The organism is Pseudoalteromonas sp. MSK9-3, assembly GCF_003590335.1.
Taxonomy (GTDB): Bacteria; Pseudomonadota; Gammaproteobacteria; order Enterobacterales; family Alteromonadaceae; genus Pseudoalteromonas.
This window is the reverse complement of sequence record NZ_MIET01000030.1, coordinates 1-22,092: the sequence shown is the minus strand read 5'-3', so window position 1 is coordinate 22,092 and position 22,092 is coordinate 1. Positions and strand designations below refer to the sequence as shown.

General features: G+C 38.9%; 21 protein-coding genes and 2 pseudogenes. 20 read left to right on the top strand and 3 right to left on the bottom strand.

Annotated elements, in window-relative coordinates; all coding sequences use genetic code 11:
* Positions 1–7: 7 nt before the first annotated feature.
* On the bottom strand, positions 8–1,057 hold the full coding sequence (gene pseI / locus BGP78_RS13205; RefSeq protein ID WP_404936046.1) for a pseudaminic acid synthase: 1,050 nt from the start codon (positions 1,055–1,057) through the stop codon (positions 8–10).
* Between the two features lie 190 nt (positions 1,058–1,247).
* Between pseI and BGP78_RS13200 the strand changes: the two genes are divergently transcribed.
* From BGP78_RS13200 to BGP78_RS13105, 20 genes are all read left to right on the top strand, one after another.
* Positions 1,248–1,961: a glycosyltransferase family protein gene (locus tag BGP78_RS13200; protein WP_259386310.1), complete on the top strand. Its 714-nt coding sequence runs from the start codon at positions 1,248–1,250 to the stop codon at positions 1,959–1,961.
* A 68-nt stretch (positions 1,962–2,029) separates the two neighbouring features.
* Complete coding sequence (locus BGP78_RS13195) at positions 2,030–2,977, top strand: NAD(P)-dependent oxidoreductase (protein WP_119861806.1); 948 nt, start codon at positions 2,030–2,032, stop codon at positions 2,975–2,977.
* A complete protein-coding gene (locus tag BGP78_RS13190) occupies positions 2,974–3,558 on the top strand; it encodes an SIS domain-containing protein (RefSeq protein WP_182912285.1) in 585 nt (194 codons plus the stop codon). Before BGP78_RS13195 ends, BGP78_RS13190 begins: the two co-directional genes overlap by 4 nt.
* Entirely contained in the window at positions 3,551–4,549 is a 999-nt protein-coding gene (locus BGP78_RS13185; protein WP_119861804.1) for a GDP-mannose 4,6-dehydratase, read from the top strand. Before BGP78_RS13190 ends, BGP78_RS13185 begins: the two co-directional genes overlap by 8 nt.
* A 16-nt stretch (positions 4,550–4,565) precedes the next feature.
* Positions 4,566–5,615 carry a methyltransferase domain-containing protein gene (locus BGP78_RS13180; protein WP_119861803.1) on the top strand — a complete coding sequence of 350 codons (1,050 nt, stop codon included), beginning with the start codon at positions 4,566–4,568 and terminating at the stop codon, positions 5,613–5,615.
* A gap of 2 nt (positions 5,616–5,617) precedes the next feature.
* Positions 5,618–6,280 (top strand): class I SAM-dependent methyltransferase, encoded by a 663-nt coding sequence (locus BGP78_RS13175; RefSeq protein WP_119861802.1) that lies wholly within the window; start codon positions 5,618–5,620, stop codon positions 6,278–6,280.
* The gene (locus tag BGP78_RS13170; protein ID WP_259386308.1) at positions 6,280–7,083 is read left to right on the top strand and encodes a transketolase; all 804 of its coding nucleotides are present in this window, start codon (positions 6,280–6,282) and stop codon (positions 7,081–7,083) included. Before BGP78_RS13175 ends, BGP78_RS13170 begins: the two co-directional genes overlap by 1 nt.
* Positions 7,080–8,000, top strand: a complete 921-nt coding sequence (locus tag BGP78_RS13165) for a transketolase family protein (protein ID WP_119861801.1) — start codon at positions 7,080–7,082, stop codon at positions 7,998–8,000. Before BGP78_RS13170 ends, BGP78_RS13165 begins: the two co-directional genes overlap by 4 nt.
* The gene (locus tag BGP78_RS13160) at positions 7,997–8,584 is read left to right on the top strand and encodes an HAD family hydrolase (protein ID WP_119861800.1); all 588 of its coding nucleotides are present in this window, start codon (positions 7,997–7,999) and stop codon (positions 8,582–8,584) included. Before BGP78_RS13165 ends, BGP78_RS13160 begins: the two co-directional genes overlap by 4 nt.
* On the top strand, positions 8,581–9,597 hold the full coding sequence (locus BGP78_RS13155) for a phosphotransferase (RefSeq protein ID WP_119861799.1): 1,017 nt from the start codon (positions 8,581–8,583) through the stop codon (positions 9,595–9,597). Before BGP78_RS13160 ends, BGP78_RS13155 begins: the two co-directional genes overlap by 4 nt.
* Positions 9,598–10,641: a zinc-binding dehydrogenase gene (locus BGP78_RS13150; protein WP_119861798.1), complete on the top strand. Its 1,044-nt coding sequence runs from the start codon at positions 9,598–9,600 to the stop codon at positions 10,639–10,641.
* Between the two features lie 202 nt (positions 10,642–10,843).
* The gene (locus BGP78_RS13145) at positions 10,844–11,872 is read left to right on the top strand and encodes a radical SAM/SPASM domain-containing protein (protein WP_182912284.1); all 1,029 of its coding nucleotides are present in this window, start codon (positions 10,844–10,846) and stop codon (positions 11,870–11,872) included.
* A 9-nt stretch (positions 11,873–11,881) separates the two neighbouring features.
* Entirely contained in the window at positions 11,882–12,946 is a 1,065-nt protein-coding gene (locus tag BGP78_RS13140; protein ID WP_119861796.1) for a nucleotidyltransferase family protein, read from the top strand.
* Entirely contained in the window at positions 12,943–14,202 is a 1,260-nt protein-coding gene (locus BGP78_RS13135) for a hypothetical protein (protein WP_119861795.1), read from the top strand. The genes BGP78_RS13140 and BGP78_RS13135 overlap by 4 nt, the downstream gene beginning before the upstream one ends.
* Before the next feature lie 23 nt (positions 14,203–14,225).
* A complete protein-coding gene (locus tag BGP78_RS13130; RefSeq protein ID WP_119861794.1) occupies positions 14,226–15,473 on the top strand; it encodes a class I SAM-dependent methyltransferase in 1,248 nt (415 codons plus the stop codon).
* A 2-nt stretch (positions 15,474–15,475) separates the two neighbouring features.
* Positions 15,476–17,500 carry a sugar nucleotide-binding protein gene (locus BGP78_RS13125; protein WP_119861793.1) on the top strand — a complete coding sequence of 675 codons (2,025 nt, stop codon included), beginning with the start codon at positions 15,476–15,478 and terminating at the stop codon, positions 17,498–17,500.
* A complete protein-coding gene (locus tag BGP78_RS13120) occupies positions 17,493–18,020 on the top strand; it encodes a WbuC family cupin fold metalloprotein (RefSeq protein WP_119861792.1) in 528 nt (175 codons plus the stop codon). Before BGP78_RS13125 ends, BGP78_RS13120 begins: the two co-directional genes overlap by 8 nt.
* 15 nt (positions 18,021–18,035) lie before the next feature.
* On the top strand, positions 18,036–19,487 hold the full coding sequence (locus BGP78_RS13115) for a PfkB family carbohydrate kinase (RefSeq protein ID WP_119861791.1): 1,452 nt from the start codon (positions 18,036–18,038) through the stop codon (positions 19,485–19,487).
* The gene (locus BGP78_RS13110) at positions 19,484–20,188 is read left to right on the top strand and encodes a nucleotidyltransferase family protein (protein WP_119861790.1); all 705 of its coding nucleotides are present in this window, start codon (positions 19,484–19,486) and stop codon (positions 20,186–20,188) included. Before BGP78_RS13115 ends, BGP78_RS13110 begins: the two co-directional genes overlap by 4 nt.
* A 320-nt stretch (positions 20,189–20,508) precedes the next feature.
* On the top strand, positions 20,509–20,883 hold the full coding sequence (locus tag BGP78_RS13105) for a helix-turn-helix domain-containing protein (RefSeq protein WP_119861789.1): 375 nt from the start codon (positions 20,509–20,511) through the stop codon (positions 20,881–20,883).
* 3 nt (positions 20,884–20,886) lie between these two features.
* On the opposite strand, the pseudogene BGP78_RS13100 reads toward BGP78_RS13105, so the two are convergent.
* Together BGP78_RS13100 and BGP78_RS22760 are read right to left on the bottom strand one after the other, a co-directional pair.
* Positions 20,887–21,730: pseudogene (locus BGP78_RS13100) on the bottom strand (IS3 family transposase); the annotation flags it as partial.
* Between the two features lie 178 nt (positions 21,731–21,908).
* Positions 21,909–22,092 (bottom strand): annotated as a pseudogene (locus BGP78_RS22760) (IS3 family transposase); the annotation flags it as partial.

The window sequence follows — 22,092 nt, the reverse complement described above, 5'->3', positions numbered from 1 at the left end:
CGCCCACCTATGTAATATCATTCCAACTCAATTGAGTACCTTTGGGTAAAAAATGTGCCGTAGTTCTTCCTATGATATTTGGTAAATCCTTCGGAGCAAGTTCTCCACCACCAGGTCGCATGTTTATTACATTGCTCCTATCAAGTTTAGCTCCAGCTGCAACGTCACATGCTGTATATAAACATCGTCGGTATGGAGACGGTTTAGTTGGATAACAGACCGTTCCTATGGCTTTTTCTACTTGTCGAACACCATGCACTAGAGACTTTAATTCGCTTGGTGTCATTGAAAAGAAGCTATCAGCCGTTTCATGGTCTTTACTTAATACAAAGTGCTTTTCTATCATATGTACACCAAAACCAACAGAAGCAATTGGCACGTCATTACCTAGTGTATGATCAGAAAGTCCAACCGGGCACTGAAAGCTCTGCGCAAGATGGGGAATGGTCTTTAAGTTAATTGACTCTGCTGGCGCTGGGTAGGTACTCGTGCATTTTAAAACACATAACTCTGTTACACCCGCCTGCTCTGCCACTTGAACGGCTTCTGCAATCTCGTTTAGCGTAGCGCCACCCGTTGACATAATGACTGGCTTACCTGTTTTAGCCACCTTTCGGATCAATTCGTGATCGATTAACTCTGGGGAAGCAATTTTATAGGCTGGCGAACCAAGTGACTCTAACAAGTCGACAGCACTGGCATCAAAGGGCGATGAAAATATAGTAATTCCAATTTTATTCGCGAGTTCAATTAATGGTTTATGGAAATCCCAAGGCATGTAGGCTCCCTCATACAAGTCGTAAAGGTATTGTCCTTGCCACGGGCCTTGATCTATATAGAAATGTGGTAAATCACATTTCATGGTGAGTGTATCTGCGCGATACGTTTGTAACTTTATCGCATCCGCACCGGCTTCTTTAGCGGCAATCACTATGGCTTTTGCTTGTTCTAAATCTTGTCCATGATTTGCAGACATCTCTGCAATAATATAAACAGGGTGTCCGGGACCAATTTTTCTCCCATCAATAGAAACCTCAGATTTAAATGTCACGGGCATTCCTCTTCTTATATAATTTATGACCAAACCGGCTGCAATCTTTGTGCCTTAACTTAAAACATTGCTCAATAAATGAAACATTACCTTGTTCTATAATAGGTTAAACACTATTTACTGTGTGAAACAGTTTAATGATTTGCTATATTGAACTCAATGATAATTATCACAAGTCTAAGTCATGTCGAATGTTATGATAATCATTCAAGCAAGAATGACATCAACCAGATTACCAGAAAAGGTCATGCTCCCTTTATGCGGAAAACCGGTGCTTCAAGTAATGGTCGAAAGGTTATCTGATTGGCATAAGTACATTATTGTCGCAACCACAAATGATGGCAGTGAACGACCTATTCTAGATTTATGTAATAAATTGAACATTCGCACTTTTGAAGGTGACACTAAAGATGTCTTGGGTCGCTATTACGATGCAGCTAAACACTATGGTGCAACTGAAAGCACAACAATAGTTAGGCTCACTAGTGACTGCCCCCTCATTGATCAAGAGTTATGCACTCAAGTTATTTCAAAAAAACTTCAACTCGAATACGATATGGTCAATTTAGGGCCACATAGCGGTTTCCCACGCGGCCTTGATTGCTGTGCATTCTCCTTTCAATTACTCGAGCGTACACATAATCAAGCTTCGTCAGCCGCAGATCGTGAACATGTTACTCTTGGTATGGCAAAATTTAGCTCAATGTCAACTTACACTTTTGGTGCTCAAGAGGACTATAGCGACTACAGACTTACCCTTGATGAACCTGATGACTATTTGGCGATTGTTGCTATATATAAGGCATTTGGCGATTCCCTCAACTTTTCATATCCTGAATTACTTAAAATGCTAAAGAAAAAGCCCGAACTGTACGATATAAATAAACATGTTGAACAAAAAGCTGTGTAAAACGCTTGATGTTGTATGTTAATTATCACGACTGTAGGCTCTATGCATAATAATTTTGAGAAAATATAATGAATTCTAAAACAGTACTCGTTACAGGTGCAACTGGTTATAAAGGCACCGTCCTAGTTCCCAAACTACTTGATAAAGGCTATCGCGTTATCGCTCTAGACACTCAGTGGTTTGGAAATTTTCTCCCCAACCACAGTAACCTAACTGTAATCAAAGGCGATGTTCGAGATACCCAAAATATTAATTTAGAAAACGTCGATGCTATTATCCACCTCGCTTCTATTGCTAACGATCCGTGTGGAGATTTGAACCCAAAGCTCACATGGGAAGTCAGTGCACTGGCTACAATGCAGCTTGCAGATAAAGCCAAACGCCATGGCATAAAGCAATTTATTTACGCATCTTCTGGCAGTGTGTATGGCGTTAAAGATGAACAGCATGTCACTGAAGACCTATCGCTAGAACCAATATCAGAATATAACAAAACTAAAATGGTCGCCGAACGGGTACTATTAAGCTACGCAAATGATATGGCTGTTCAGATTGTTCGCCCAGCAACCGTATGTGGCTTGTCTTCTCGCATGCGTCTGGATGTATCTGTTAATATGCTAACAATGCAAGCCTTACAAAATAAAAAAATTACTGTTTTTGGTGGCAAGCAAGTCCGACCAAATATCCATATTGATGATATTACCGATTTATATATTTATATGTTAGAACAGCCAGACAAAACACAAGGCGTGTTCAATGCAGGGTTTGAAAATATTTCAATCTTAGATATTGCAAACAGAGTCAAAGAAAAAGTTGATTGTGAAATTATAGTTACACCATCAAATGATCCACGCTGCTATAGAGTAAACTCTGACAAATTACTTTCCGCAGGGTTCAAACCAACAAAAACCGTTGCTCACGCAATAGATGAAATAGCACAAGCCTATAGTAACGGAGATCTAGCAGATCACCCCCGTTTTCATAACCTAAAATGGATGCAACAGGAAGTTTTATGACTGGGCCCAGAAACAATCTGAAACACCTAACTACTACCTATGTCAATGCTCTGACGGAAACATTAAGACAACTAGATACAGACGCCCTTTCACTATTCGTTGACACACTCCTAAATATGCGCGAAAAGCGCGGTACTCTTTATTTATGTGGTAACGGAGGAAGTGCAGCCAATGCAATTCATCTTGCAAACGATTTTACATTTGGCATCAATCCGCAAGGTAATGCATTAAAAGTTGAGGCCTTACCAGCTAATAGCTCGATACTTTCATGTCTAGGTAACGATATCGGTTACGACAACATTTTCTCCCATCAGCTCAAAGTTAAAGCCGAGCAACATGATATTTTACTTGTGTTGTCTGGAAGTGGAAATTCGCAAAATATTATTAACGCAATTTCACAAGCAAATAAAATTGGTATGGCAACTGTCGGTATTCTCGGGTTTGACGGTGGCAAAGCTAAAACCCTACTCGACCAACCATTTCACTTCGATATACAAGATATGCAAATTTCTGAAGATACTCAGGTTATCTTAGGCCACATATTGATGAAAGCGCTATACTTGGAGTTAAAACATGAGTAATTCCCCCATTTTAGTACTTGGTAGTAACTCCTTTTCTGGGGCTTCATTTTGTGCCCATATGTTAGGCCAAGATAAGCGTGTTATTGCAGCGAGCCGCTCTCGAGAGCCTGTTGAAGCGCTACTCCCTTACAAATGGCAAACTAACTATCAGGGTGCGCTACAATTCAAACAGTTAGACCTAAATCATCAACTAGATGACATTATCTCGCTTATTAAACGAGAAAAAATAAGCACAATATATAATTTTGCAGCACAAAGTATGGTTGGTCAAAGCTGGGAGTACCCTGAACATTGGTTTATGACCAATGCAGTCTCAACCATCAAATTACACAATGCCCTACGCCAACTTGATACGCTTGATAAATATATCCATATATCCACACCAGAAGTATATGGCAGCTGCGAGGGTTTAGTGCCTGAACATCGCAACTATATGCCAAGTACGCCTTATGCAGTATCTCGAGCAGCAGCAGATATGAGTTTGCACACTTTTTCTGATGTTTATGATTTTCCAGTCGTATTTACTAGAGCTGCCAATGTCTTTGGCGAAGGTCAGCAACTTTATAGAATCATACCTCGTACTATTTTATATATATTACTCGGGAAAAAACTTCCCCTGCATGGTGGCGGACACTCCACCCGCTCGTTTATTCACATAGATGACGTATCGCATGCCACACAACTGATAGGTGAATCTGGGAGCAATGGCGAGATTTATCATATTTCAACTGAAAGGATGATCACTATTCGCGCCATTGTAGAAATGCTCTGTGACATGATGGATGTATCGTTTGATAAGGTCTGTGAAGTCACTGGCGATAGATTAGGCAAAGATGCGGCTTACCTTTTAGATACCCAAAAAATCCGCGCCGAACTCTCTTGGGACGATAAAATAGAACTCGAAAACGGACTACAAAGAACAATTAATTGGGTCTCAAATAATTTGAACGTATTATCTAAACAACCTTTAGAGTACATTCATAAAACATAAACGATTGGAGATATTAATGGGAATGACATTAAGCGTCTTGGAAAAAACATTGACTTATTTTCCGAACAGTAACTCTCGAGTACTAGATCTTGGGGCCCAACAAGTATTTGGTAATTTTTACCGTTCCGAAGAGTTTCAACTTTCTCCTCATGAATGCTCTAAGTGTAATATTCCCGTTAAATCAGGAATATATGCCAGAAGTATTTATGAAGGTTTGGGGTTTACTTATAAAGCTATCGACTTAAGTGGTGAAGACTACAGTATTAGTATTGATTTAAATTATGATAATTATCAAGAAGAAGATAGCTTTGATGTTGTAACCAACTTTGGAACCTCAGAGCATATTATAAATCAAGTTAACTGTTTCAAAGCAATGCATGATGCATGCTCCCATAATGGGATCATGATACACTCGTTACCATTTTCTAGATTCTTTGAACACGGCTTTTACAATTACAACCCTAACTTATTTCTTTCATTGGCGCTTGCAAATAACTATGAAATTGAATACTTTGCCATTGTTGAAGATAAAAATGGCGGCAGGATCCAAAGCGTATTTCATGAGCTAGATAGTTTTTATAAATATGAAGAACTACCACTTAAAGACTTACTTTTGTATTGTGTTTTAAAAAAAACAATAAACAACCCCTTTAAGCTACCTCAGCAAGAGAAATACACCACGTTATCAATGAGGTATGCTCAACAGAAAAACAGCTTTTATGCTAACAGACTATTAGAATTGAGCATTGGCTGGGCAGTAGATATTCAAAAGTTTTTAAAAAGTGTGCCTCAGCAACCCTTTGCCCTCTATGGGGGTGGTGAGTTTAGTCAAAATATTCTATCCATCGAGAAGTGTAGAAAAAACGTACTCGTTATCATTGATGCCGATCAGAGCAAACACGGAACTGAAATTTATGGTATCCCAATAATTTCTCCGTCTGAGGTTCCAGAAAACATTCACCACATATATTTAACAATTGACATTCACTCGACTGTTATCGAGAGTTACCTGAAACAGTTTAGTACTCAAGATTATAGATTCAGCGGATATTTTATAGGTCAATAACCATGCTAGGAAATGAAATCAACCTTTTAAAGAATTACCCTCAATCAAAAAGGGACACAAAAGGAAGAGCAAAAATAATAACAGAAGCTGACAGGGACATTGCTCGTCAATATGGTAAAGATTTTTTTGATGGTGATCGTACTTATGGGTATGGTGGCTTTAGCTATATGCCACGTTTTTGGCAACCTGTAGTCCCTGATATTCAATCTCATTTTAACCTAACAAGCAATAGTTCACTGTTAGATATAGGGTGTGCGAAAGGGTTTATGCTTTATGATTTAATACAACACATACCCAACATATCACTGACAGGCCTTGATATTTCACAGTATGCCCTCGAAAATGCAAAACCAGAAGTAAAAGACTTATTGCAGCTTGGTAATGCTAAAGCGTTACCATTCGAAGATAATAGCTTTGATGCTGTTATGTCAATTAACACAATCCATAACCTCGATGAAAAAGAATGTGGTATTGCTTTACAAGAGATTGAGCGGGTCAGTATAGGAAAATCATTCATAACGGTCGATGCATACCGAGATGATGAAGAAAAAGAACGTATGCTAGAGTGGGCTTTGACTGCAAAAACGATTATGCATGTAGATGACTGGAAAATCTTTTTTCAAGATCACGGGTACACCGGTGATTTCTATTGGTTCATACCATAATGGATATCACAGCAATCAGTGCAAAAATGAGGCACACATTATGTGATGTTTCATCTAAAACAAAAACACCGCACCTAGGAAGTTGCCTGTCCGCAATAGACATTCTTAGCGTACTTTACTGGAAAATAATGCGCATAGATCCTCAGCAACCAAATGCGCGCGACAGAGATTATTTTTTACTCGGGAAAGGCCATGCCGCAAGTGCACTATATACAACTTTGGCCTATCGTGGTTTTTTCGATATTGACGCGCTTTACGAACACGGGCAAACCAATAGTCGGTTTGAAGAGCATCCAGGAGTCAATGCCCCTGCCGGTGTAGAAGCAGTGTCTGGCTCACTAGGCCATGCATTGTCTTTAGCAACTGGCATGGCACTCAGCTGTAAATTACAAAACATGCCAAATCACTTCTATGTGCTCATGGGGGATGGTGAGCTCAATGAAGGAACTGTATGGGAAGCTGCAATGTTTGCCGCTGGCAAACAGCTTGATAATTTAGTGGCAATTGTAGATTTTAATAAATTACAGGGCACAGGTGAAAGCTGTCAAATTATGCATTTAGAACCATTAGAAAAAAAGTGGGCCGCGTTTGGCTGGCACACAATTCGACTCGATGGCCATGACACAGATGCGTTAGAGTCAGCGCTTAAAGAAGCAAAGCTAATTTCTAAACCGGTCTGTATTGTGGCAGATACAGTTAAAGGCAAAGGTATTTCATTTATGGAAAATGACAATAATTGGCATTACCGTATCCCTAACTCTGATGAAGTAATCATGGCAAAGAAGGAGCTGGGACTACAATGAGAAATGCCTTTGCTCGTGTATTAACCGAACTCGCAAAAGTTGATGAAAGCCTCTTACTTTATTATGCCGACATAGGCAACAGACTCTTTAATCCACTGAAAGAGTTTGCTGCAGAACGTACAATTAATGCCGGTATTGCCGAAGCGAATATGGCATCTATGGCTGCCGGTTCTGCCATGATGGGTCATAAACCATTTATTTATACTATCACCCCATTTACGACATCTCGTAATTTTGAACAAATTAAAATTGATATTGCATACCAAAATCAGCCAGTGATCATTGTTGGCACTGGTTCAGGGCTATCTTATGCTAATTTAGGGCCCACCCATCATTCTTTTGAAGACATTGCATTGATGCGGAGTCTGCCAAATATGAATATCGTATGCCCTGCCGATGCCGAAGAGCTAGAAATATTAATGCCACAACTTATTGCATTAAATAAACCGTGCTATTTTAGAATTGGTAAAAAGAATGAACCTAAAGTACACCAAAACCAACCTGATCTGCAGTTTGGACATGCCTTTAGGATGGAACACGGTACCCAATTAGTAATACTATCAACAGGTACTATCATGCCATTAGCCCAAGCATTGTATCGCTCTTTAGAGGCCCGCGGCATATCAGTTGAGTTAGTGAGTTACCATACCGTTAAGCCCCTTGATACTGATTACTTAAATGCCGTAAGTCAACGCTTTAAGCACATAATCACCCTGGAAGAGCATAATGTGAATGGTGGCTTTGGCAGCGCTGTCTTAGAACACATTTCAGCATTAACTTATGCACCTAAAATCCATCGTTTCGGCATCCCTGACCACTTTATTGATCAAGTGCATAGCTGTGAAGACGCCCGCAAAAAAGCAGGACTGACAGTAGAGAATATTATCAGTCAATTAGTTGAGAGGGATGTACTATGATTATTGGGATTGACTTTGATAATACCATTGCAGATTACACTGGAGTATTTCATGAAGTTGCACGGAAGTTAGGCTGGATCCCTCCGCATATAGGCCAATCAAAAACACAAGTAAAAGAGTTTTTTATTACGCAAAATCAAGAACCAAAATGGACTGAACTTCAGGGAATTGTGTATGGTTCACATATCACCTTGGCACCTGCTTACCAGCATTGCCTAGATGTGCTTAAACAGCTAAAACAACAAGGCCATAAGCTCATCATTATTTCTCATAAAACTAAATACCCGATCATTGGCGAGCCGACTGATTTACATCAAGCAGCTACGCACTGGTTAAAAGAGAAAGGGTTTACTGAATGTGGGACTGCTCCAATTAACGTTAACGATATCTACTTTAATGAAACTAAGTCAGAAAAGGTGGAGCAAATTAAACTGAATAAGTGTGATGTTTTCATTGATGATCTAGAAGAAATTCTAGCGCATGACCAATTTCCTAAACAGTGTAAAAAGATACTATTTTCTGATCAAGGCTCATCACTGTATGACTGCATCGATACGTGGGCAGACTTTAATTCGAAAATATGATGAACACTAATATTGAGCGTTTCCTAACACAACATTTAAATGAATCGTCTTGGCAAATTCACACCATTTCTGCGGGTGCAAATAATCAAGTATGCAAGATCGTAACACCCGAAAGTATATATTTATTAAAGTGCTTCGCACCGTCACATTCTGCACAATATAAATTGCAGAATGAGTTTGTATTTACTCAAACATTATTCAATGCCGGTATAAAACGCGTATCTAAACCGCTCTGTTATGACACTAACTTACTCATGGCTTTATATCAATTTATCGAGGGGCACCCGATCACTAACATCACTGATTGGCATGTTAATGAAGCTGCTCAGTTTATTATTCAATCTAACTCAATAATAGGTATTAAAGAGTGCTTAAACATAGCATCCGAAAGTCCTGATACCCTTTATGGGTTCATAGAAATAGTACAAACACGACTCACTAACCTATCATCTGCAACAGTTTCAGAACGCCATGTAACGCCTTTTACAAACATTTTGACACAGGTTCAACAAAGGCTCGATGATCTAAAACAGCAAACCAATGATAGCTGGCACCTCTCTATCGAAAGAAGTTGTGTTTCAGCTTCTGATTTTGGTTTTCATAATGCCATTGAAGAACACCATCAAGTAACGTTTATAGACTTTGAATACGCAGGCATAGATACACCGTGGAAGCTTATTTGTGATTTTTATGCGCAACCAGCTATCCCAATTTCTTTATCTTATCTACCAAACTTGCTCGAACTAAGTATTTTCTCAACAGTAAAGGAACAATCAGCTAATTTTGCTGTTGTTTTTGAGTTAACCTTATTGAAGTGGACGCTAATAATGTTGAATGAATTCTTACCTCATGTTCAGACCCGCAGAAAGTTTTCTTGGAATAACTCTTGCATAAAATCTATAGAACAACAACTCTGTGAGGCACAAGAGAAACAACTCGCGAAGAGCGCTCAGTATTTATCTGAGATCCCAACAAGAGTTCTCAATGTTAAAACAAAATTAAGGGACATGTAAATGAAAGCTGCTGTATTATTTGAAACTGGCAAACCACTAAAAATCATTGAAAATATTGAACTTCCAGAGTTAAATCGTGGACAAGTACAGGTAAAAATAATCTATAGTGGGCTATGCCATTCACAGTTAATGGAAGTCAGTGGAGGAAGGGGAGAAGATAAATACTTGCCTCATTTACTCGGTCACGAAGGTGTTGGTATCGTTGAGGCGATTGGCCTAGGTGTTACTAAAGTACAACCCGGAGACAAAGTCGTTATTGGCTGGATAAAAGGTCAGGGTATCGATGCGCCTGGCGGGAAGTACCCCCACGATAATTATGTTATTAACTCTGGAGGGGCGACCACACTTGCAGAACAAAGTATTGTCGCAGAAAACAGAGTCGTAAAATTACCTCATCAATTCCCTGAAAAGCTAGCTATGTTACTTGGTTGTGCATTGCCGACAGGGCTTGGCTTAGTATTCAATGAATTAAAACCTGAAAAAAACAAAACCATTGCGATATTTGGCCTTGGTGGAGTGGGCATGAGTGCTTTATTAGCCGCCAAGTTATTTAACCCAACCAAACTCATTGCTATTGATGTCACTGATGAGAAGCTTGAACTTGCAAAAGAGTTAGGTGCAACTGACATAATAAATGCCAGTAACCACGATCCCATCGCAGCAATCCTTGCATTAACTGATAATACTGGGGTTGACTACAGCATTGAAGCAGGTGGCACAACACAGACGATTGAGCAGGCTTTCGAATCTGTGAGAGATGCAGGTGGACAATGCATTTTCGCTTCTCATCCAAGCAATGAATTAAAGATTCAATTAGAGCCACATGCATTCCATCGAGGTAAATCTATTCGTGGTAGTTGGGGTGGAGGCAGCAATCCAGATAAAGATATTCCAATGTTTGCCGATTTATATAATAACCAATCTCTAAACATTGCACCGCTTATTTCAAAAGAGTACGCTCTTGAAGAAATTAACGAAGCACTTCAAGATTTAGAGAATAAGTCAATCGTGAGAGCGTTAATTTGTTGTCATGTAGAAAAGTAATATGCTAAATGAGTGGAATATTTCGGATCAGCCAGGCTATATTTCATAATTTCTCATCTCAACAAAGTTTTAAAAATATTGAATAAATCAGGCTTACTACATTGCGATAAAACGTTGTCACAATTATTAAAGGCAAGCACTGAGAAATACTATTTACGGTTACAAACCATGCTCAATAATAATGGGTTTTAAAGGGGTAAATATGAGTAATAATAACCTAGCTGCGGACTTTGATGTAGATACACCCATAGATCACAATTACCATGTTGATACCAACGAAAAAATTGAACGTTGGGAGTCAACGTTACCAAAAGAGTATTGGGATTATAGAGAGGAATGGGAGAGCCACCCAAAAAACCGTATTGTCCAACAGTTCCCCATTCACCTTGATATCGAAGCAACCAGCTCATGCAACTTAAAATGTACTATGTGTCCACGCACAGAAATGGAAGCTAATGGAACGTTTTGGAAAGTAGAGAATTTTGATTTTGAGCTTTATAAAAAGTTAATTGATGAAGGTGTTACTAATGGCCTGCGATCAGTTAAATATAACTACCTCGGTGAGCCATTATTAAACCCAAAGCTATTTAAAATGATTGAGTATGCGAAAGAAAAAGGGGTTATTGATGTTATGTTTAATACCAATGCCACCTATCTATCAGAAAAAAATGCTGAAAAGCTTCTGAGCTCAGGTATCGACAAATTATTCTTCTCTTTTGATTCGCCAACCAAATCACAATATGAAAAAATTAGAGAAGGCGCTGAGTATGAGGAAGTGCTTGGTAATATTAAGCGTTTTATTAAAATGCGTGATGAACGTGGCTCAATAAAGCCCTTTACTCGTGTTTCTATGGTGCTAATGAAAGAAAACCAAGACGAATGGCCCAAATTCAAAGCATTATTTGAACCGATTGTAGATGCCGTTGCTTATGTGGATTACCTAGATCACGGTGACCAAAATAACAGCGAAATGACTTTAATTGACCTCACTGCAAGAGACAATAGATTCTGTTGCCCACAATTATGGCAACGCATGTTTGTTCACCCAGATGGTGTCGCCACGGTATGTTGTATTGATAGTAAGAGGGAACTGGTTGTCGGCAATGTACATGAACAAACCATCTCCGAAATTTGGCAAGGTGATGAATATAGTAAGCTAAGAAAGTTACATGCTGAAGGACGGTCTCATGAAATACCTGCATGTGCACGTTGTCCACTAGCTAAATATTGAGGCATTTAAGTGTCAAAACAAAATATTCAATGGCATAAATGCCTATTACTTACTAAACACTCAATTAGGGATGCCGTTAGGACGATCGATGAGAGTGGCTTGCAAATTGCGCTCATTGTAGATAACGAAAATACTTTGCTCGGTACTGTCACTGATGGAGATATTAGGAGAGCTTTGCTTAAAGAGCTTCCTTTAGATGCTCCAATAAACCGAATCATGCATACAACGCCACTGGTTGTCACTCCCCATATCAATCGGAGTCAAGTAGTGCACCTTATGAAGGTAAACAAAGTACACAAAGTGCCTATTGTAAATGACGAGCATCAAGTAATAGGCCTGCATATATGGGAAGACATTGAGCCATGTGACCCCACTATTGAGGTCCCTTTTGTCATAATGGCTGGTGGTTTAGGAAGCAGGTTAAGACCTTATACAAATACATGCCCAAAGCCTATGTTAAAAGTTGCTGGTAAGCCTATGCTAGAGCATATTATTGAGCGAGCAAAGGAGGAAGGGTTTTCAACTTTTATTATTTCGATTAATTATTTAGGTGAGAAAATTAAGCAATATTTTGGCACAGGCAAGCGCTGGAATATTAACATCGAATACTTAGAGGAACAGGAGCCTTTAGGTACTGCCGGTGCGCTGGCCCAATTGAAATCAAGCCCTCATAAACAGTTTGTCGTCACTAATGGCGATGTAATGTCTGACCTTCGCTTCAGTGATTTTCTCACCTTTCACATTGAAAATGGTGCGATCGCTACCATGGCAGTCAGAGCACACGAATGGCAGAACCCGTTCGGTGTCGTAGAAAATGATGGTATTAACATTTTAGGCTTTAAAGAAAAACCTATCATAAAGTCACAAATCAATGCAGGCGTTTACGTATTAAATAAAGACGCAATCAATCACCTTTATGACAATAAAGCGAGTGATATGCCACAATTGTTCACATCTTTGATGAAAAATAATATGAAAACCATTGTGTTTCCTATGCATGAAACTTGGGCTGATATCGGCAAGCCAGAAGATTTACATAAAATAAATAAAAGCAGCAAAATAACTAAACTATGATCGTTTTATATGGAATAAATAAAGTAACAGAAACTCTTCTGAAAACTATTAACGAAGAAGTAATACTTGCATCAACACACGGGAAAGAGGTATTTCCTGGTTATAGTGTTCTTAATCTACAAGCTCTATCTGAAATTGATGAAGGCCGTATAGATAAAATTATCATTTGCTCAATGTATGTAGAAGAAATATCTAACAGCTTATTATTAAAAGGGTTCTCTAACGAAAAGATCTGCTTTTTCAATTGCGTAAGCTGCCTTATTGAGCCACTTGCTCCTCGTCAACCGCCTTTAAATTCAAATAAGATTTTTTACACTACCTTTGATCTTGCGAAGTCATTGCCATCATTTGATGCCGTTAATTTCTTTTGCTCTATAGAGTCACAAAGAAAAAAAAGAGGCGCAAAACATATCCACCTTTTGATTTTGCCCCCGATCTCTGACTCACGACACTTTCAAACTAATATTCATCATGATGCTGACGATACAGTCTGGCGAACTCATCAAATCATTTTGCATTTAGCACGTTGTTTACCCAGTATAACTGGGGTTTCAGTGCTAACTTATCGTGAGCAACTACTGCACTACCCTTTAAATAGCTCAAACAGTGATTGTTCTACCTATGATTTAGAAAACCCAAAGAATATGGTTACATTTAACGATATCCGAGAGGATATAGCATCTGGTCTTACATCTAAGATCTTTCAAGCTCCTACACAAGCCACCGCTATTGCTAAACAGTTTATAGCCACCTTTAGCCAAGAAAAGCCTTTGGTCGTTATTAATTTAAGAGAATATACACAACAGCCTTTTAGAAACTCGGACTTAATGTCGTTAGGTATGTTTGTTACTTGGCTTGAAGAGCGAGGATATTATCCAGCACTCATGCGGGATACTTATAACCTTTATGGAGAGCTCCCAGAGTCCCTCCGAAATGTAACTTGCATTCCCGCCGCGTCTTTAGATTTAACTGTTAGAATTGCGTTTTATCAGCAAGCTTTTTTGACAATGTCTGTAAATACTGGCCCTAGTAATGCTTTTTATTTTGTAAAAGACTGTAACTCCATTGAATTTAGATGGAACGATGAACAATTTTTTTCAATATCCAAAAGTACCATGGAGGCAACTGGTTTTCCCTATAAACAGCAGCCCTATTTTAAAAGTACAGACTATAACAAAGTGTTTTGGGGGAAAGACTCATATATAAACCTCAAAGCAGCCTTTCAAAAATTTGAAAGCTGGCACACTCACATGTAATTACTCGAGGCAGAAGTCACAGTATGACTATTAACATTAAACATCGACGCACATGTCGATTATGTAATGAAGAAGATATATCGCTTGCGGTAAGTATGCACCCTATCCCTCCACAAGAACTTTATCTCGAAACAAAAGAGCAAGCACAAGCTATTCCGAGATTTCCTGTGGATGTATATTTCTGTAACAATTGCAGCCATGTTCAGCAGCTCGATATTTTAGATTCAGATACTTTATGGCAAGAGTACACCTACTTATCAGGTCAAGCTAAAGGTATGAAGCAACACTTTGAATCATTCACAAAAGCCGCGATTAAAAAACATACGCTAGGGAGTTCAGGTTTAGTCGTTGATATCGGGAGCAATGATGGTTCTTTATTAGTCAACTTCCAAAAAGTTGGTTTTTCTGTGCAAGGCGTTGACCCTGCATCACAAGTAGCTAAATTTGCACAAGCACAAGGTATTCCAACAATTGCCTCAGGCTTTGATCCTGGAGTAGCGTCTGAAATTATTGCCGAGCACGGAAAAGCGAAAGTAATCACAGCGTTTAATGCATACGCACATGCTGATGATCTACATGCAATGACACGAGGTATTAAGGCACTATTAGACGACGACGGCGTCTTTTTTTTCGAAGTGCAATATTTACTGGATGTTATAGATAAGGTGTTAATTGGCTCAATCTTTCATGAGCATATGAGTCACCACTCCCTCATTCCATTACAAAGATTTCTTGCTCAACACCAATTAGAAATCATTGATGTTGAACACGTCTCTATTCAACATGGTTCTTTAATTGGTGCAGTACAACACATGGGTGGAAAGCGTCATATTTACCCAAGTGTTGACGAGCAAATATCAATTGAAATAACCCAAAAATTAAACCATTTTAGTAAAATTTCCCAGTTAAAAGCTGCTATCTCAAACCTTAAAGCGGATGCTCAGGCATTAACAATGCAACTAATTAACGACAACTGCACTATTGCCGCTTTCGGTGCTGCACGCTCAGGGCAAACTTTAATCTCGCAACTAGGTATCGAAGGTGTCATTCAATATATCCTCGATGATCACCCTCAGAAAGTAGGAAAGTACCCCGCTGGTGATGGTATTCCAATAGTACCTACTTCGACATTGCTAGAAAAAATGCCTGATTACACAATAATCTTAGCTTGGGTACACTGTGAGCGAATTATTCGTGACAACCAAGCTTACTTAGATAAAGGCGGTAAGTTTATTGTACTGACCCCTAAAGTGATAATAAGAGAAGCCTAATTATGGAAAAAAGCAAAGTTTTAGTTGTCGGTGGTGATAGCTTTTTAGGTAAACAGCTTGGCGTAGAACTCGATAGTATGCATGTAGAGAGCTATCTATCGACCAGAAGAAAGTCTTCAGTCTCACAATACAGACCTTTTTTAGATTTACTTCAACCAAAGTTGTCTAACGCATACGACCACGTTATTTTACTCGCTGGTATTTGGAATTATCACGCATGTGCTACTGATCCTGACGCATACACTATCAACGTCATAAATATGATTGAAATCGCACAAGCATGCTGGAATAAAGGAGCATTTGTCACATTTATATCTACTAACACCGTGTTTGGTGGCGATAAACCGTGGTGTAACGAAGACACCTCTTTGTCTCCTTCATTTCCATATGCTCAACACAAAGTAGATGCGGAGTTAGGCTTACAAAAACGCGCAAAGCTTCTCGCTTGTGAATCTAAACTAAATATTATACGCCTGACAAAAATATTAGATGCGAGTGTCTCCCCCCTCCCATCATGGTTACCGGAACTTGCTAATAATAACAAAATAACCCCCTTTTCTGACCTTATTTTTGCGCCTATAACACGTGAATTCGCTGCCCAATCTATAGCAAAAATTGCTTTATCAGGCATCGCAGGCACCTTTCACCTTTCTGGTGAAAAGAATGTTAAGTATGATGAGTTTGCGAAAAACATTGCGATAACAATGGGACATTCACAAAAGCTAATCGAGGCGACCACTTCAACTAAAGCCGGTATAAAAATACCATTTTTACCACTGTATAGTGGCTTGGGAATGCGTAATACAAATGAAGTATTTAAAATAGCCCCTCAACCTTTGCAACAAGTTGTTTCAACTATAGTCGCACAATACCATGCAAAGAACAGTTACACATGTAAAGTGTGCCATCAAAAAAATGTCAAACTCATACTTAACTTTGGGCCTCAGCCTATTTGCAATAACTTTCAAACGACACCAAATACGGCCCCTAGCTATGAGCTTACTTTTGGGCAATGTACACATTGCGGTACTGCCCAGCTGGTAAATAGCCCTTCAATTGAAGACTTGAGGCCACGCCTAAACTGGCTAGCTTATAATGAGCCCGAAGCACACCTTGATGAAGTTGTTAAACAGAGCGCACACATTATCGGCTTCGACAACTTAAAGAAAGTACTTGGAGCGACTTATAAAGATGCCTCAATGCTGTCTAGGTATACTGACATGCTTGAATGTTCACAAGCAACTATACAGCCGCAGCCTATACCTGAGTCACACGGACTAGAAACAGTCCAACAAGCTATTTGTGATAGAAACGTCATTGGAATTAAAAGTGACTTAGTTATTGCTAGGCACTTAATTGAACATTCTGATAAACCAGTTAAGTTATTAAAAGAATTAAGCAGCTTCATAGATGATACTGGTTATATCCTTATTGAGTTGCCTGCTAGCGAACATATCTTTGAGCATAATAATCACCCATTCATTTGGGAAGAGCACTTTTTGTACTTTACAGAATCATCCGTAGATGCGCTAATCGAACAAAGCGGCTTAGAGCGCGTTCATTATTGGCGGTTTAAATACGACTATGAAGACTCGCTTGTTCTTCTCGTTAAAAAGGCGCAAAAAAAGATACCACACTCTGTCAAACATGTTTGCTTAAAACCCGTGCAATCTTTTGCCAAAACTTTTCTTGAAACGCAATGTGCTTGGCAAACGCAGTTAAAAAAGCTAAAGCAAGAATATGGGGGGATAGCCGTATTTGGTGCTGGTCATATGTGCATTCGATTTATAAATTTTTACCAATTGTCGGAATATATTGACTATGTTATTGACGATAACCCTAATAAAATTGGCATGTATCTCCCAGGTAGCGATATTATTATCAGTGCAAGTGCCAATATTAACGTAGAACAAGCACCCGTATGTATTTCAACATTAAGCCCTGAAAGTGAGGCGAGGGTCGTTGCAAAGAATACTTACTTATCATCAAGTGTGTTATTGATACGGGCATTTAAAGAACATGACTAAACAAAATCACAAATATTCAATGCCTAAATATTTGCGTGAAGAATCATACGAAGTCTACCGTTTTACTGAAAAGTACCCGTTCATAAGAAAAGATGACTTATTATTTTTAAAAGAACGAGCTAATAATTCAGAAAGAAAACGAGCACGCATTTGCCTACATGAAAGTAATCATTGCGCTTTACAAGAGATGGTTATTGCTCTTTGTAAAGGGACGTATGTACCACCACATAAACATGAGCATAAAGTGGAGTCGTTTACTGTACTTGAAGGCGAAGCACGACTCATCATTTTTGATATTAGTGGAACTATCATTTCACAGCTTGAACTAAGTCCCAATGCATGTAAATTCTGTCGTATTCCAGAAAATCAATTTCATACACTTGTTATAATAAGTGATATTTTCGTCGTAGTTGAAACAACTCAGGGACCATTTAATAATAGTGGCACTGAAAATGCAAAGTTTGCTCCGACTGATCAAAGCCTCGGCTTACAATATTTAAACAATATTATACTGAACTAATTTAAAGTGAAAAAAATGAAGCGCCTCATACTTGTCACAGGAAACTTTGATGTTTTACACCCTGGTCATATTCGATTACTAAAATTTGCACGAGAGTGTGGTGATCATCTCGTTGTAGCTGTAACCAGCGATGAGCAAATGGAAGTTAAAAGCAGAGTTAAACAGCAGCATAGGCTTGAAGTAGTTAATTCACTCGAATGTGTAGATGAAGCTTTCATCAGCACTACATCTCCAGAACAAAATATTCTTAGACTAAAGCCTTATGCCGTAGTAAAGGGCAAGGAACATGAAACTCAACTCAATCAAGAACAAAGTGTACTTGATAGTTATGGCGGAAAACTAATTTTTGGCTCTGGCGAATTTGAGACGAACTCTGAGCAATATTCGAGACATTCACAGTCACTATACGAACACTACGACTTTACCCAGGCACAACGATACGCACAAAGACATAACATAACCCAAACAGCTCTGCATGATATCTTAGATCATATTCAAACATTGCGTGTTGCCGTCATAGGTGAAATAATAGTCGATGAATATGTTCATGGAACAGCTGTTGGCATATCTCAAGAAGATCCCACCATTGTAATGACGCCAGAGAAAAATGAACTATTCTTAGGTGGTGCAGCTATCACCGCAGGGCATATCAAATCACTTGGAGCTGATGAAGTTACACTTATTTCTGTACTAGGTGACGATGACATACAGAATTATGTAAAAAATAATATTGATAAGTATCAACTGAAATACCACCTTTTAAGCGATGTAAGCAGGCCTACGCCATTAAAAACGCGATACCGTGCGGGTTCTAAAACTCTACTAAGAGTCAATAAGTTAAGACAGCATAAAATATCAAAACAATTACAAGATGAGATATACAAATATATTGAGAACCTCGTCACTAATATTGATCTACTCGTCTATTCAGACTTTAATTATGGTATTTTGCCGCAAGATTTAGTCAATAAAATTTCGACTCTATGCGCCAAACATAAAGTAACAATAGTTGCTGATAGCCAAACTTCCTCACAAGTAGGAGATATATCTAGATATAAGAATACAAAATTACTTACACCAACAGAAAAAGAAGTACGCGTTGCTCTGAATAATTCCGATGATGGATTGGTAATACTTGCAAATAAGCTATGTGAGCGCGCAAACCCAGAAAACCTCGTGGTAACTTTAGCTGGAGAAGGTGTTTTTATTCATATTCCGGATAACAAAAACAATACATGGGAAAATGATACGCTACCCGCTTTTAATAAGAATGCCATAGACCCAGCAGGTGCCGGCGACTGCTTTCTTGCAACGAGTAGTTTAGCGCTTTGTGTAGGAGCAACACCTTGGCATGCTTTCTACTTAGCCAACTTATCCTCCGCATGTCAGGTTTCAACTTTAGGTAATTCACCCTTGAAAGCGCAAACTTTACGACACATTCTTGATAAATCAATGAGGCAACAATGAGAGCCGTTTTACTTGCTGCAGGGCTGGGCACAAGATTAAAGCCCCTAACTAACACTATACCAAAATGTTTAGTTCCGATTGGTGGACGACCTCTACTTGATTACTGGATAGAAAAGCTGATTAAATTAGGAATATCTAAAATTTTAATCAACACCCACTATAAATCAGAACTCGTTGAAGCATTTGTGCATTCACATAAATACCGAGAACAAATTTACCTTTCGCATGAAACTGAACTGCTTGATACAGGGGGCACTTTAATTAACAATAGAGAGTTTTGGGATAGTTCGGATGTTTTAATCGCTCATGCCGATAACTTTACCACCAGTGATCTAAGTGGGCTAATCTCAGCGCACAACTTCCGAGCAAGCCATATTGATGTAACAATGTTATTGTTTTACTCTGACACACCACAATCTTGTGGCATTGTCGAACTAGATGAACTGAACATAATAACAGGGTATTTCGAAAAAGTAGCTCAACCACCAACTAATTTAGCAAATGGAGCTGTCTTTTTATTTTCCCCCAAAGTATTCCAACGTTTTTTTCAGCCAATGCTAAGTGAGAAGAGGCTAAGTCTATGTGCAGATATAGTGCCCACTATGATTGGCTCTATGCAAGGTTGGCTTGTTGATGGCCCTTATATGGATATTGGTACACCTGTATCGTATAAGCATGCAAACGATATTATTAAGCTATAAAATTAAAAATAACATTTACAGCATTAGAACCTCTTGAGATAAAACCTGATTAATTAATAGTGTCCGGTACCTTTAAGTAAGCATCTTCAAGCTTACTCACTTCAATTAAACATGGGGACACTTCCCCGAAGCTAAAAGCTTTATAGTTTTTGTACATTGTTCATTTAAAGCTGACATACTTAGCACCGCTAAAATAGAATAAATACTCTGCTATTCACTCGCAATTGACCTCTTGCTTGTTAGAGGTTTTGCTGATTTATACCAATCTGCTTAAGTTTGTGATCTAATATATGTACACGGATTAAAGCATACTCACTTATATGGATTTAGATACATCTAGAAAGCTCTTAGCACTATCTCGAAGAGAATCAAATGCCAGAAAGCGTATTCGATTACTCGCAGTATCCTTATTTTTAGAAGGTGAAAACCGAACCAATATTGCCAAACGTTTGAATACTGCGAGAAGCAGTGTTAATAAGTGGGTATCAAACTACTTAAATAAAGGCTTAGAAGGACTTGATAGTAAGCCGATACAAGGACGCCCTGCTAAATTAACGCCAAGCCAACTCGAACTCCTTTCAGCTCATATAATTCAGTCAGCCAAGTCTTCAGATGGAGGGCGGCTTACAGGCGAAGACATTGGGAACTATATATTTATCCAATTTTCAGTTCGTTACCATTCAGACCATATGTAATGGTCAACTAATTTTGGCCACAGTTTTAGAATCTTTATATCTTACTTCAGGCTCATTTGGTGCTAGGCCAGCATTATAGTGATGCGGCCTAACGTAGTTGTAATATTCATTTATATAATCGCTAATACTGTATTTAGCTTCTTTAAAATTCTGATAGCCAACTGTTGGCATCCATTCTGTTTTAAAGCTTCTAAAAAAGCGCTCCATTGGTGCATTATCCCAGCAATTACCACGACGGCTCATGCTTTGCGTAATTTTATAGCGCCATAACCTTTGACGATATCTCAAACTTGTATAATGGCTGCCTTGGTCTGAATGGAATATCAGTCCGCTAGGCTTAGCACGACTTTCATAAGCTATTTCTAACGCTTTTAATGTTAGATTGGTGTCAGGCGAGAATGACATCGCCCAACCCACAACCTTGCGAGCAAACAAGTCGATAACAACTGCTAAATATGCCCAGCGGTTTCCAGTCCAAACATAAGTGACATCACCGCACCACACAGTATTTGGCTCAACAACATCAAACTGCCTATTTAGTTTATTAGGTATCTCAAGATGCTCATTGCCACCACGTTTATATTTGTGCTGTGGTACTTGGCAGCTTGTTAAATTTAACTTGGTCATCAGCTTTGTAGCGCGATAACGGCTTAACTTGTAACCATTGTTTGTAATTATTCCAGCAATGGTACGTGCGCCAGCAGAGCCATTACTCAGCTTATGAATTGCTTTCACTTTAGCTTCTAAACGAAGTTGCTCCGGTGAAGGGGGGTGAATCACTTTTAGCCCAATACTTATAGCTACTGCGGTGTACACTAAACACCTTACACAACACTGTGACAGGGTAACCCCCTGTGTCAGGATAGTTGTCGCCTCAGTTTTTCATAAAATAAAACAGGGAGCGGTAAGTTAGTTATGAGTGAAGCATTACCCAGAAGATCATAAGCAAGCAGTCATTAGAAAGCTGGTTGAAAGTGGCTTATCATTAGGTCAATTCGCAAAGCAGGAAAGTATCAATGTTGTGGTCAACTAATTCCGGACAGTGAATTAAGTTTTTCTTCTGCTACTGCAGGGGCTTTCATATCATTATGACTATGCGGCCTGCTCCAGTTGTAATAGTTCATCAAATAAAAGCTAATATCTTGCTCTGCTTCCTTAAATGAGTTGTAGCCCGTACTTGGAACCCATTCTGTTTTGAGGCTTCTGAAT